Origin of the sequence: Pseudomonas sp. Irchel s3h17 (genome assembly GCF_900187505.1) — a bacterium.
Lineage (GTDB): Bacteria > Pseudomonadota > Gammaproteobacteria > Pseudomonadales > Pseudomonadaceae > Aquipseudomonas.
Genome location: NZ_FYDL01000009.1, coordinates 138214 through 150994, shown reverse-complemented (window position 1 = coordinate 150994; position 12781 = coordinate 138214). Strand labels below are relative to the sequence as shown.

General features: G+C 62.6%; 8 protein-coding genes. 4 read left to right on the top strand and 4 right to left on the bottom strand.

Annotation, left to right across the window (positions count from 1 at the left end; translation table 11 throughout):
- Positions 1-4732, top strand: a 4732-nt coding sequence (locus tag CKW25_RS27065) for an Ig-like domain-containing protein (RefSeq protein WP_256577975.1), incomplete at its 5' end; no start/stop codon positions are given.
- Between the two features lie 132 nt (positions 4733-4864).
- Here the strand turns inward: CKW25_RS27065 and lapD are convergent.
- From lapD to CKW25_RS14840, 4 genes are all read right to left on the bottom strand, one after another.
- A complete protein-coding gene (gene lapD / locus CKW25_RS14855) occupies positions 4865-6805 on the bottom strand; it encodes a cyclic di-GMP receptor LapD (RefSeq protein WP_095080207.1) in 1941 nt (646 codons plus the stop codon).
- Between the two features lie 26 nt (positions 6806-6831).
- Positions 6832-7539 (bottom strand): cysteine protease LapG, encoded by a 708-nt coding sequence (gene lapG, locus CKW25_RS14850; protein ID WP_095080206.1) that lies wholly within the window; start codon positions 7537-7539, stop codon positions 6832-6834.
- A gap of 116 nt (positions 7540-7655) precedes the next feature.
- A complete protein-coding gene (locus CKW25_RS14845) occupies positions 7656-8021 on the bottom strand; it encodes a YbaN family protein (RefSeq protein WP_172736530.1) in 366 nt (121 codons plus the stop codon).
- A 40-nt stretch (positions 8022-8061) separates the two neighbouring features.
- Positions 8062-8649, bottom strand: coding sequence for a YecA family protein (locus tag CKW25_RS14840; protein ID WP_095080204.1), 588 nt, complete (start codon positions 8647-8649; stop codon positions 8062-8064).
- A gap of 280 nt (positions 8650-8929) precedes the next feature.
- On the opposite strand from CKW25_RS14840, the gene recQ reads away from it, so the two are divergent.
- The 3 genes from recQ to CKW25_RS27265 all read left to right on the top strand — a co-directional run bounded on the left by recQ (position 8930) and on the right by CKW25_RS27265 (position 12775).
- Positions 8930-11056 (top strand): DNA helicase RecQ, encoded by a 2127-nt coding sequence (gene recQ, locus CKW25_RS14835; protein WP_095080203.1) that lies wholly within the window; start codon positions 8930-8932, stop codon positions 11054-11056.
- Positions 11057-11172: 116 nt separating this feature from the next.
- Positions 11173-11607, top strand: coding sequence for a MarR family transcriptional regulator (locus CKW25_RS14830; RefSeq protein WP_095080202.1), 435 nt, complete (start codon positions 11173-11175; stop codon positions 11605-11607).
- Positions 11608-11734: 127 nt separating this feature from the next.
- Positions 11735-12775 carry a hypothetical protein gene (locus CKW25_RS27265; protein ID WP_095080201.1) on the top strand — a complete coding sequence of 347 codons (1041 nt, stop codon included), beginning with the start codon at positions 11735-11737 and terminating at the stop codon, positions 12773-12775.
- Positions 12776-12781 lie beyond the last annotated feature (6 nt).

The following is a 12781-nucleotide window of genomic DNA, read 5'->3' as shown; positions in this document are numbered from 1 at the left end:
CGTCACGGTCACCGACAGCAACGGCACCACCGCCAACGACTCGCTGGACGTGAACATCGTCGACGATGTGCCGACGGCGGTGAACGACAGCAACGCGGGGACCGCCAGCGAAATACAGACCATCCTCAGTGGCAACGTGCTGAGCAACGACACCCAGGGCGCGGATCGGGTACCGACCGGGCCGATCACCGCGCAGACGGTCAACGGCACCTACGGCCAGTTGGTCCTGGCCGCCAACGGCACCTACACCTACACCGTCGACACCGGCAATCCGGCGTTCCTGGCGTTGAAAACCAACGGCACTGAAACCTTCACCTACACCCATACCGACGCGGACGGCGATACCAGCACCGCTACCCTGGTGCTCAATGTCCACAACAACGACGATCCAGTGACCATCACCGGGCTCAAGGTCGAAGGCGGCGAGCTGACGGTCTACGAAAAATCCCTCGGCGACGGCTCCACCCCCGGCACTCCTTCACTGACCCAAAGCGGTACCTTCACGGTGACGGCGCTGGACGGCGTGCAGACCCTGAGTGTCGGCGGGATCAACGTGGTGACTAACGGTGTGACCACCGGCTTCCCGCAAACCTTCACCTCCGGCCTGGGCAACACCCTGACCATCACCGGCTACGATTCGGCGAGCGGGTTGGTGAGCTACAGCTACACCCTCAACGACAACGAAAACCACCCGACCGCCAGCGGCACCAACAGCCTCAGCGAATCCTTCAGCGTCACGGTCACCGACAGCAACGGCACCACCGCCAACGACTCGCTGGACGTGAACATCGTCGACGATGTGCCGACGGCGGTGAACGACAGCAACGCGGGGACCGCCAGCGAAATACAGACCATCCTCAGTGGCAACGTGCTGAGCAACGACACCCAGGGCGCGGATCGGGTACCGACCGGGCCGATCACCGCGCAGACGGTCAGCGGCACCTACGGCCAGTTGGTCCTGGCGGCCAACGGCACCTACACCTACACCGTTGACACCGGCAACCCGGCGTTCCTGGCGCTGAAAACCAACGGCACTGAAACCTTCACCTACACCCATACCGACGCCGACGGCGATACCAGCACCGCTACCCTGGTGCTCAATGTCCACAACAACGACGATCCAGTGACCATCACCGGGCTCAAGGTCGAAGGCGGCGAGCTGACGGTCTACGAAAAAGCCCTCAGCGACGGCTCCACCCCCGGCGCGCCTTCACTGACCCAAAGCGGTACCTTCACCGTCACCGCGCTGGACGGCGTGCAGACCCTGAGTGTCGGCGGGATCAACGTGGTCACCCATGGCGCGACCGCCGGCTTCCCGCAAACCTTCACCACCGTCCTGGGCAACACCCTGACTATCACCGGCTACGACTCGGCGAGCGGGCTGGTGAGCTACAGCTACACCCTCAACGACAACGAAAATCACCCGACCGCCGGCGGCACCAACAGCCTCAGCGAGTCCTTCAACGTCACGGTCACCGACAGCACCGGCACCACCGCGACCGACTCGCTGGACGTGAACATCGTCGACGACGTGCCCGTTGCCAAACCCGACAGCGGCTCCGTGATCGAAGGTACAGCGCTCAATCTCGCGGTACTGGGTAACGACATCATTGGCGCCGACGGTGCGACCGTGGTGGGTGTGAGGGCTGGCAGCAATACCGCGACTCCGGCCAGCGGAGGCCTGGGCAACAACATCGCCGGCACCTACGGTTACCTGACCCTGGATGCCGCGGGCAACGCGGTGTACCACAGTCATCCGGACTCGGTGACTCCACCGGGCGCCACCGACACGTTCGTCTACACCGTTCGTGATGCCGACGGCGATGAAAGCACCACCACCATCACCATCCACGTCACCGACAACGGTCTGGCGGCGGTCGTTGACACGGATGTCACGGTCTACGAAAAAGCCCTGGACCTGACCCAGGACGGCCAGGACCTGGCCGCCGGTACAGTCACCGGCAGTGATCCGGGCAATACGGGGGAAACTTCCACCGGCACACTGGTGGGCTCGGTCAGCGGTGGCAGTGGCGCGATCACCTATACGCTGGTGAGCAGCGCCACCGGCAGCTATGGGCAAATCGTGCTCAACCCGAACGGCACCTACACCTACACCCTGACCTCGGCACCGAAAACTTCACCCAACGCCAATGATGGGCCAAACACCCTGACAGACAGCTTCACCTACAAGGCAACCGATGCCTTGGGCAACTCCACCACCAGTACCATCCTGGTGAACATCGTCGATGACGTGCCCAAAGCCATGGCTGCCGAGCGTTCGGTGCCAGCGGTGGAGATCGACTCCAATCTGCTGCTGGTGATCGACGTATCCGGCAGTATGGATCAGTCATCCGGTGTCCCGGGAGGTGGAACCCGGTTGGACCTGGCTAAAGCGGCCATCAGTGCCTTGCTCGACAAGTACGACGACTTGGGCGATGTCAAAGTGCAGATTGTCACCTTCAGCAGCAGCGCCACCAACAACACGTCGACGGTCTGGGTCGATGTCGCCACGGCCAAACTCATCGTTGCCGGCCTTTCAGCCGGCGGGGGGACCAACTACGATGCGGCGGTGGCAATGATGCAAACCGCGTTCAACAAAGCCGGCAAACTCACCGGTGCGCAGAATGTCGGCTATTTCTTCTCCGACGGTGCTCCGACATTGGGACAGGAAATCGGCACGGCCGACGAGACGGCGCTCAAGGCGTTCCTCGACGCCAATGACATCAACAACTACGCCATCGGTCTGGGCGCCGGGGTGAGCAACGCCAACCTCAATCCGTTGTCGTACAACGGTGCTGTCCACACCGACACCAGTGCAGTGGTCGTGACTGACCTGGTGCAGCTCAATTCGGTGCTTTCGGGCACGGTGGTCGGTGCGCCGGTCACCGGCACATTGCTGGGCGAGGGCGGTAACTTCGGCGCCGATGGCGGCTTTATCAAATCCATCGTGATCGACGGGACCACCTACACCTATGACCCGCAAGGCAATACCAACGCCGGTTCGCTGACCTTCAGCGGTACCAACCGCGGAACCTTCAACACGGTCGACAACAGCATCAGCATCGCCACGACCAAGGGCGGTACCCTGGTGATCAACCTCGACACGGGTGATTACACCTACACCTCGCAGAAAACCACGTCGGTGCAGCTCACCGAGAGTATCGGCTTCACGGTCAGCGACAACGATGGCGACCAGGCCAGTGCCACGCTGACGATCAATGTCGTGCCGAACTCGGCGCCGGTGGCGGGGGATGACCACGTCATTACCAACGTGTCGTCGAGCAGCGTCGTGGTGCCGGGCGAGTTGCTGCTGGCGAACGACAGCGATGCCAATGGCGATCTGCTGACGGTTACACCGACCACCTTCAACACTGGCTGGATAGCCAAGGGCGCTGACTTCACCGGCACCGGGGCCATCAACTTCACCGGCACCAACAACAATAATGCCGCCAACCAGAGCCTGGCGAACGTGCGTACCTCCTTTGTCGGAGACGCTGCCACCATGACCGCGCTGCTGGTGATCAGCGGTTATCTGGGGGGCGTTTCCGGTAACAATGCCAACGATGAAGACGTGATCACCGTCAGTCTGAAGCAGGGTGAAACCCTCAACCTGAACCACGACCTGGCGGACGGGCGCATCACCATGGCGTACTCGCTCAACGGCGCCCCGTTCGTGGCGATTGCCGATGGCGATACCCTCGCCGCAGCGGCGGATGGTACCTACCAGATCCGCGTGATCAACGTCACGAACCCTAGCGGTGGCGGTGCGAACAACTCGGAAGATTACCAACTGACCATGACGGTCAACTATGCCGGCGCCCATGACGTGACAGCGGACTACCACGGCACCTACACCACCCACGATAACCATGGCGGCAGTGACACGGCCAACGTCACCATCAGTTACCAGGAAGGCAATACCCTCACCGGGACCTCGGGGGACGACGTGCTGGTGGCCGGTGCGGGCAACAACATGCTCAATGCTGGCGACGGCAATGACGTGCTCACGGCGGGCAACGGCAACAACGAGTTGCACGGCGGCGCGGGCAATGACCGGTTGTTCAGCGGTACCGGCACCGACCTGCTCGACGGTGGCACCGGCACCGACACCGCCAGCTACGCCCATGCCACATCGGCGGTGACCGTCAACCTGGGGCTGTTGGGCGCACAGGGCACCGGTGGCGCGGGCTCCGATACCCTGAGCGCTATCGAGAATCTGACCGGCTCCAATTTCAACGACACCCTGACCGGCAATGGCAACGCCAACGTCATCACCGGGGGCTTGGGTCACGACGTGCTCAATGGCGGTGACGGCGACGACTTGCTGATCGGCGGGTTGGGCAACAACACCCTGAGCGGCGGTCAGGGCGCCGATACCTTCCAGTGGTCGAACGCGAACAGTGGGCATGACCTGGTCACCGACTTCACGCCGGGTATCGACAAGCTCGACCTGTCGCAGTTGCTGCAAGGCGAAAACGCCACCACGGCCTCGCTGGATGACTACCTGCACTTCACCGTCACTGGCAGCGGCGCCTCACTGGTCACCAGCATCGACGTCAGTGCCAAGGCCGGTGCCGCGCCGACCCAGACCATCGATCTTGCAGGCGTCAACCTGGCCGACCACTACGGTGTCACGCCAGGGGCGGGCGGGGTGGTTGCCGGTGGGCACGACACCGCCACCATTATCAACGGCATGCTCAACGACCATTCGCTGAAGGTGGATACCGTCTGACCTGAAACGACAAACCCCGCGATTCCTTGTGTAAAGGAATCGCGGGTTTTTTGTCGTCCGGGCCAAGGGGAGGGTCTTTGGCGATGCGGGGCTGGCGACAATCGCGTGCTCCCATCGTCGCGGTGCGGGATATCACATCGGCTGCGGCGGTCCGATCAACCGGCCCATCGCCCCGAACAGCCCTAATCCCCTGAGCGCTTCCAGCTCGCCGTGGGTCTCGACCATTTCCGCGATCAGTGGCAAGTCGATGCTGTTGGTGGCGCGGAAAATCGCTTCGATGAACAGGCGTTTATCGCTTTGCTGATCGATGGCGCGGATGTAGCTGCCATCGATTTTCAGGTAGGCCAGGCCCAGCTGGGTGAGGTTGCCGATCTGGTTGAAGCTGCCGCCGAAGTGTTGCAGGCCTATGTGGTAGCCGGTTTCGCGCAGGCTTTGGCTCAACTGGCGCAGTGCTTCAGGCGGTGGTAACTGGCGCTCGTCGATTTCCAGGGTCAGCAACGGCGCAAGGTCTGGCAGGGCCTCGAGCGTGTCGAGCAGGATACGCAGTTGCGTGGCATCGCTCAGGGTACTGCCGGACAGGCTCAGGGCCAGCGGCTGGCGGTGTTCGGCGAGGTACTCCAGGGTGTTTTCGAGCATGGCCAGGTCAAACCGCGCGGTCCAGCCGAGGCGTTCGATCCAGGGCAGGAAGTGCCCGGCGGCGATGGCTTCGCCCTGCGGGTCGAGCAGGCGTGCCAATACCTTGTGATGCAACAGTTGCCGGGTGTCGGCGCATTGCACCACCGGCTGGAAGTACAGCTGCATCTTGCCATGGGTCAGGGCGTCGTCGATCCAGGTGCGCCAGTCATGCTGGGTCTGGTTCGGCGCATTGTCGGACCGGGCCAGGTACACCCATGGCCGTTCCGGTTGTCGCTGTGCCTGGGTCAAGGCTTGATCGAGACGCAGCCATACATCGCCGGATGTCTCGCCCGGCGCATAGGCAACGATCCCCAGGTGGGCGACGGGGGTGCAGTCGCTGGCTCCCGTCAGGCGCAGGTTTTCCAGCGTGGCGCTGATCTCGCTGGCCAGGCGCGCCGCCTCCTGGGTGTCCAGGCCCGGTGTCAGCAGGCTGAACTCTCCACCACGATTGCGCGCGGCCAGCCAGGCGTGACGCTCGGGTTGTTGAGCCAGGCGCTTGAGCAACTGGCCAATGGCGCCGATCAGCGCATCGGTGCGCTGGCCACCCAGTCGCTGGTTCAGGCCGGTCAGGTCGTTGACCCGCAGCATGAGTAAATGCCCGGTACGGCTCTGTTCGGAGACCAGCAGTTGATCGGCCAGTTGCTCGTCGAGCAGGCGCCGGTTGGCCAGCCCCGTCAGGCTGTCCTGATAGGATTCGGCGCGCAGTTTTTCGCTGCGGGCGGCCTCTTCGGCGAACAGTCCCTTGAGCTTTTCGACCATCTGGTTCATCGCCAGCATGACCCGCTTGAGTTCCGGGGTGTTCGGCAGTTTGGGGGAGCTGAGAAACTCCCGGTGGCTGATGGCTTCGGCCTGCTTGACCATGGTGTCCAGCGGACGCAATTGTCGGCGCAGCAGCCAGCCACCAAACACGGCACTGAGCAAGCCGCACAGCAGTAACCAGATCAGGCTGCCCAGGGTGCTGTCCCACAGTTTGGCCAGGGCAAACTGCGGATTGCTCAGCACTTCGACCCGTGCGGCCTGCTCCCAGCCGCGCATGATCAGCGCATCGCCGCCCTGGGGGCGCAGGTCGACCAGCTTGACGAACCAGCCCGGTATGCCTCCGGACGCGGCAGTGGCGGTGCGCTCCACCATGATCTTTTCATCTTCGATGTCGACCACGCGGATGCTGGAGAAATAGCCGCTGTCGAAGATTGAGCTGACCATCAGTTCAACCATCGCCGGGTCGTCGATCTGTGTGGTCAGCGACAACCCCAGCGCGGTGGCGGCATCCTGGGCGTGGGAGCGCAACTGGCCGAGCATCTGCTCGCGCGAGCTTTCCAGGCCGACAAAAAAGCTGCCACTGAAGGCCACCAGCAAAAACAGGCAGATGGCCAGGAACAACTGTTTGAGTAGCGACATGCGGCGCTCCTTGTTGATCTGCGGTATCAGCCATCACCTACGGCGAACCCTTCGACTTGCATCTTTTGCAGCACATCCTGCCAGCGCGACAGTCTTTTTGAGTCGCCGCTGCGTTTGCCGCCGTTGGCACCCGGCATGTACAAGCCTTCGGCGTTGAAGGCGTACACCGGCAGCAGGTCTTTGCGTTGGGAGGCGGGACGGATTTCACCGATCAGGTTGTCCAGCACCAGTGGATCGGCCGTGGGGCTGGCGTAGTAGGTCAGCACCATGTGTGCCTGATTCTGGGTCAATGCCTTGACGTAGGTAATGCGCAGTTTTTCGCTGGGAACACCGAGTTGGCGCAGGCTGAAATACTTGGCCAGGGCGTAGTCTTCACAGTCACCGGCGCCCTTGACCAGCGATTCGACAGGGGTTGCCCAGTAATCGGTCTGACGCCACACACGGGTGTCGTCCTGAAAACTCAATTGCTGGTTGAAGAAGCGATTGACCGCGTTCAGTTGTTCGCGCTCGGGATCCGCTGATTCACTTAGCAGCATCTGGTTCCATGCCTCGATCCGTCCTTTTGCGGGGCCCAGCGTGCCGTAGCGTTTTTCCGCCGTTTGCAGGATTTGCCCGAAGTTCCAGTTCGCCCGGACGCTGCCCAGCCCCGGCAGCAAGAAAACGGTCAGCAACAGCCAGCCGCCGAGCCGAAGTCGGAGCGTTGACCTTCCTGGACTACGCGGACTACGGGCCATGTCAGGCATGCTCGCAAGCAGATGCCTGGAGTTTAGGCGCTGTTTGGCCAAGGACAGGGTAGATTGTCGGTTGAGACGCGAGTGGGCGGGCTGCGGTCGTCAGCAGGGGCTCGCGCTCAAGGTTTGCTCAGGGTCTTCTGGCGCAGGATGTACACCGTCACCAGCACGGCGCTGGTCAGCATGAACGCGCGTGCCCAGGGCAGCGGAACGAGCACACACGACAGGCCGATGCTCAGCCACATCAGGCCAATGGCGTAGACCTTGCCCTTGAGCGGGATGCCGTTGCCATCCAGGTAGTCGCGAATCCAGGGGCCCAGGCGAGGGTGTTCGACCAGCCATTGGTAGAAACGCGGTGAACTGCGGGCGAAGCAGGCGGCCGCCAGCAACAGGAAGGGCGTGGTGGGCAGTACGGGCAGGAAGATGCCGATCACTCCCAGCGCTACGCTTAGCCAGCCTATGGCCAGCAACACGTAGCGCTGCATCAGGGAGCGGTTGCCTATGGGATCAGCCACAGGCGGGGACTCAGTGGTGGCGAGGCTTGAGGATCGCCGGTTTTTCGTCCGGGGCGTTGCACAGCAGGTACAGCGCGGTCAGCGCTTCCGGGATCTGCACGATCATGTCGTCCATCAGGTTGGCATCGGCCGCGATGTCGGAGAACTCCGGCTGTTCATCGAACAGGCCGGAGCCGACCATGATCGGCAGCAGCATTTCGCTGACTTCATCTTCGGCGGTTTCGAACCAGGCTTCTTCACGCAGGAACACGCCTTCCATGAAGCCTATGCACCAGCCGCGCAGTTCGGAGTCATCCGGCTCGTCGCCCAGATCCAGGTCGCACGGCAGCTCGAATTCTTCATCGGCGGCCAGTTGACGGGCGATGTGAGCCTTGAGCGCCACCAGGGTCGACTCGATTTCCACGCGCTGGGCTTCGCTGCTGTAGTGCGGCTCTTCAGCGAACAGGGCGTCGATCCACTCACGCTCCGGCACGCTTTCGGAACAGATCGACAGGGCGGTCAGATAGCCGTGGGCGGCCACGTAGTCCAGCGCCTCGTCATGCAGCTCGTCGGCGTCGAGGAAGACTTGCAGGCGGGTTAGTTGCTCAGCGAAGGACATTGGGAGGGCTACCTTGGGAATATACGATGACCAATTCTAGGCGTTCTTGAGCGCTCAGGCCAGCCGCGTGGCGGATTTGCCTGCATTGCACGGGCATTCGTCGCACGAGGGGCAAACCTCAACAGCCTCCGGGGCCGGTCGGGTATACTCGCGCGTTTTGCAAAGCCCTGCAGGCACCGCTATCACCCGGGACAAATCCGCTTACGGATCTGTCCGTGAACAACGCGGTTTTTTGATCCAGCCTGTACCCAGGGATATTCAGCACCATTTGGAGTTTTTCATGCTCGATCAGGCTCAGCGCGTCCTCAAGGACATCTTCGGCTACGACAGTTTTCGTGGCCGCCAGGGTGCCATTATTGAGCGCGTGGCCAGCGGCGGCGACGCCCTGGTGCTGATGCCTACCGGTGGCGGCAAATCCTTGTGTTTCCAGGTGCCGGCACTGCTGCGCGAAGGCCTGGCTGTCGTGGTTTCGCCGTTGATTGCCCTGATGGACGATCAGGTCGCGACCCTGGACGAGCTGGGTGTTGCCGCCGCGGCCCTGAATTCGACCCTGAGCCCCGAGCAGCAACGTCACCTGGCCGTACGGATCAAGCGTGGCGAAGTGAAAATGCTCTACCTGGCGCCAGAACGCCTGGTCCAGCCACGCATGCTGGCGTTCCTGCAAAGCCTTGATATTGCGCTGTTCGCCATCGACGAAGCCCACTGCGTTTCGCAATGGGGCCACGACTTCCGCCCCGAATACCTGCAACTGGGCCAGTTGGCCGAGCTGTTTCCCCATGTACCGCGCATCGCCCTGACCGCCACCGCCGACAAGCGGACCCGCGAAGAGATCGTCACGCGCCTGCACCTGCAGGACGCCGAGCGCTTCCTGTCGAGTTTCGACCGGCCGAACATCTTCTATCGCATCGTGCCCAAGGAGCAGCCGCGCAAGCAATTGCTCGCGTTCCTTTCCGAGCGCCGCAGCGATGCGGGCATCGTCTATTGCCTGTCGCGCAAGAAAGTCGACGAAGTGGCGGCGTTCCTCTGCGAGCAGGGCTACCCGGCATTGCCGTACCACGCCGGCTTGGCCAATGACGTGCGGGCCCATCACCAGAAGCGCTTCCTCAACGAGGAAGGCCTGATCATGGTGGCCACCGTGGCGTTCGGCATGGGCATCGACAAGCCCAACGTGCGATTTGTCGCGCACCTGGACTTGCCCAAGTCCCTTGAGGCGTACTACCAGGAAACCGGCCGGGCGGGGCGTGACGGCCTGCCGGCGGACGCCTGGATGGCCTACGGCCTGCAGGACGTGCTGATGCTCAAGCAGATGCTGCAAAATTCCGAAGGTGACGAGCGTCACAAGCGCCTGGAGCAGCACAAGCTCGACGCCATGCTCTCGCTGTGTGAAGAAACCCGTTGCCGCCGCCAGACCTTGCTGGCCTATTTCGATGAAGACATGCCCCAGCCCTGCGGCCACTGCGACAACTGTGTCGACGGTGTGCAGACCTGGGATGCGACCGAACCGGCCCGTCAGGCCTTGTCGACGATCTACCGTACCGGTCAGCGCTATGGCGTCGGGCATCTGGTGGAAGTGCTGCTGGGCAAGGACAACGAAAAGGTGCGTAGCGCCGGTCATCAGCACTTGTCGGTGTTCGGCGTCGGCAAGGCGCGGGCAGAAAGTGAGTGGCGCTCGCTGTTCCGGCAACTGGTGGCGCGCGGCCTGGCCGACATCGACCTGGAAGGCTACGGCGGCCTGCGATTGAGCGACAGTTGCCGGCCGCTACTCAAGGGCGAAGTGACCCTTGAACTGCGTCGCGACCTCAAGCCGCAAACCACCGCCAAGAGCAGTACCAGCCAGGCCAGCCAACTGGTGCGCCTGGAAGAGCGCGAGCAGTGGGAAGCCCTGCGCGCCCTGCGTCGCAAGCTCGCCGAAGAACACGGTGTGCCGCCTTACGTCATCTTCCCCGATTCCACCTTGCTGGAAATGCTCCGCAGTCAACCCGGCACCCTGGCGGAAATGGCCAGGGTCAGCGGTGTCGGCGCGCGCAAGCTGGAGCGCTATGGCGACGCGTTCCTCGAGGTCCTGGGCGGTCAGGCCGAGGCACCGAAAGTGGTGGCCGACCTGCGCCACGAACTGATTACCCTGGCCCGTGCCGGCATGACACCCGTGCAGATTGCCGGTCAACTGCAGTGTTCGGAAAAGAACGTCTACACGATGCTCGCCGAGGCCATTGGCAAGCAGCAACTGTCGCTGGAACAGGCGCTGGATCTGCCGGAGGACCTGCTGGGTGAAGTCCAGGATGCGTTCCTGGACGGCGAGGGCGAGTTGCCGCCCGTGGCCGAGGTCGCTGGCGTGTTCGCCGGGCGGGTTCCTGAAGGCGTGTTGTACTGCGTGAGGGCGGCCCTGCAGTCAGAGTTCGAAATGTGAACAAACACGTTCGATGATGTAACGATTCAGTACATAGGCGCCCTTGCTTCGTGTCGAGGGTCATGCTTAGCTGACTAATAATTAGTTTTCTATTTCAGTCTAATCATGAGTTTTTTATGCCGTTAACCGATCAGCACCGTTTTGGCATGCAGTTGGCGCAGATGTCTCGCGGCTGGCGCGCCGAACTGGATCGTCGTCTCGCCGGCCTGGGCCTGTCCCAGGCACGTTGGCTGGTGCTGTTGCACCTGGCGCGTTTCGAGCAGGCCCCCACCCAACGGGAATTGGCGCAAAGCGTGGGGGTTGAAGGCCCGACCCTGGCGCGGTTGCTCGACAGTCTGGAAACCCAGGGGCTGGTGCAGCGCCAGGCGGTGGTAGAAGACCGCCGGGCGAAAAAAATCGTCCTCTGCCCCTCGGCCCGTCCGTTGATCGAACAAATTGAAACCATTGCCACCGCCTTGCGCCACGAACTGTTCGCCGGCGTCGACGAGGCGGATTTGAAGGTGTGCATGCGGGTTCACGGGCATATCCTGGCCAATCTCGAAAAATCCTGAGGTATATCCCCCCGGCAGATGTTTGAGACACCCCCCTTGGGCAAACTATAAGAACTACCTGGCAATAACGTGTTCGTACAGCCTGTGCGAATACGCACGGGTGGTTCCGGTTTTCCAGGGGATGTTCATGTTCAAGTGTTTTCCGGCCGCGTGGCGGCATTACCTGCATGGGGTTCTGACCAGTGGCGTGCTGTGTTACTCGACGGCGACGCCAGCGTTGGGATTGGGCGAAATCTCCCTGCACTCGGCGTTGAACCAGCCCCTCGTGGCAGAGATTGCACTGCTCGATGCGCAGGCACTGGCCGAAGGCGAGTTGTCGGTCAGCCTGGCCACTGCCGATGAGTTCAATCGTGCGGGTATCGAGCGGCCGGGCCTGCTCGACGATCTTCGCTTCACACCGGTGTTGCGCGGCGAACGCAGCGTGATTCGGGTGACCTCCAACAAACCCGTCAATGAACCCTTCCTGAATTTTCTGCTGCAACTCGACCAGCCCCAAGGCCGAGTGGTGCGCGAGTACACCGTGCTGATCGATCCTCCGGGTTCCCCGGGGATCGTGCCGTTGGCTGGCGTCGAGCCTGTCCCGGTAGCGCGCTCGCCCGCCGAAGATGTCGTACCGGCCCAGCCCCCAGTCATGCCTGGGGTGGTTGATCCGACACAGGAACAACTGGCCGCCAGCGTTCTGCAGAACCAGCAGTTGCAGCACTCCATCGATGAGTTGCGCGCCCGCTTGCAAACCCGGGATGATCAAATCGACCGTCAGCACCAGCAGTTCAGCGAACTGCAGGCGCAATTGGCTGCAGCCCGGCAACCTCGGCCCGAGTCGGTCGCACCCTTGCCCGTCGCAGTTGCCCCGTTGAGCGAGAGCGGCAACGACTCGACGCCGTGGCGGCTGGCTGCCTTGGCGGGGTTTGGCGGGCTGTTGTCACTGGGGCTGATTTTACGTCGTCGACAACGGCAGGCGGTGGATCTGCCGGAGCCTGATGTCCCTCATCAACCGCTGCCAGTGATCGAGCCCAGGCCATTGGTCGAGCGCTCGGTAGCGCCCATTGTCCCGGATACGGCGGACCGGTTGCCGTTGAAAAACGACGACCTGTCGATGGACCTGCAGTGGGAGCTGATCCATCCGTTCGACAGTGCGCCGGCTCCCGCAAGGCCCACCGCGATCTAGGCGGCA